A 1,208-nucleotide genomic window follows, 5' to 3' on the forward strand; every position below is an offset into this window, starting at 1 on the left:
GCCCCAGCCATCCGCCCCCGAACCTTCGTGGAGACCTCCGTGCCCACCACAGCGCGCCCCGCGGCCGCCTTCTTCGACGTCGACGAGACCCTGATCACCTTCAAGAGCATGTTCGACTTCTACGACTTCTTCCTGGACGCGGTCGGGCACAGCCCCGAGGAGCAGGAGCGGCTGCGTGCCGACGCCCGCTCCCTGCTGCGTCCCGGAATGCCGCGCCAGCAGGGGAACCGGCTGTTCTACCGCCGCTTCGCCGGCTACGCCGAGGCCGACGTCGCCGCGCACGGGCTGGCGTGGTTCGAGCACCACATGGCGGCGGGCGGGGTGTTCAACGAGGACGTCCTGGCCGCCCTGCGGGAGCACACCGCGGCCGGACTGACCACCGTGCTCGTGTCCGGTTCGTTCTCCGCCTGCCTCGACCCCATCGCCACCTACGTGGGCGCCGACGTGACGCTGTGCACCGGGCTGGAGGTCCGGGACGGTGTCTACACCGGTGAGGTCCTGCGCACCATGATCGGCGACGCCAAGGCGGCATCGGCCCGGGAGCTCATCGAGGAGCGGGGGATACCGGCCGCCGACTGCCACGCCTACGGCGACCACACCTCGGACCTGGACCTGCTCCGGCTGGTGGGCCACCCGGTGGTGGTCGGCGACAACCCCGACCTGGTCGCCGAGGCCGAGCGCGGCGGCTGGCGCCGACTGGCCGGGACCCTGGTGGGCTGAGCCCGCCCCCGCCGCGCCACCGACCACCGCGATCGGCCGCGCGGCACGGGCTGGCTGCCGTGGGTGGCACCGCCCGCGGCAGCCGGTGCCCCACCGGGCCACCGCACCGCCGGGGGTGCCGCGACCACGTGCGGACACGCGAGAGAGACAACGGAAGGTGTGAAGCGATCGTGCGCAAGGTGCTCATCGCCAACCGCGGGGAGATCGCGGTCCGCGTCGCCCGCGCGTGCCGGGACGCCGGGATCGGCAGCGTGGCGGTCTACGCCGAGCCGGACCGCGACGCCGTCCACGTGCGCGCCGCCGACGAGGCGCACGCGCTGGGCGGCCAGACCCCCGCCGACAGCTACCTCAGCATCGAGAAGATCCTCGCGATCGCCACCGCCTCCGAGGCGGATGCCGTCCACCCCGGATACGGCTTCCTCGCCGAGAACGCCGACTTCGCCCAAGCCGTCATCGACGCCGGCCTCACCTGGATCGGCCCCCCACCC

The 1,208-nt window shown here is 73.6% G+C and carries 2 protein-coding genes; both read left to right on the forward strand.

What is annotated here, in order from left to right:
- Positions 1–39 precede the first annotated feature (39 nt).
- Positions 40–720, forward strand: a complete 681-nt coding sequence (locus tag DEF28_RS26545; protein ID WP_233515561.1) for an HAD family hydrolase — start codon at positions 40–42, stop codon at positions 718–720.
- Positions 721–890: 170 nt separating this feature from the next.
- A partial coding sequence (locus tag DEF28_RS26550; protein ID WP_309485853.1) for a biotin carboxylase N-terminal domain-containing protein occupies positions 891–1,208 on the forward strand: 318 nt, incomplete at its 3' end.

This window comes from Marinitenerispora sediminis (assembly GCF_003336425.1).
Taxonomy (GTDB): Bacteria; Actinomycetota; Actinomycetes; order Streptosporangiales; family Streptosporangiaceae; genus Marinitenerispora; species Marinitenerispora sediminis.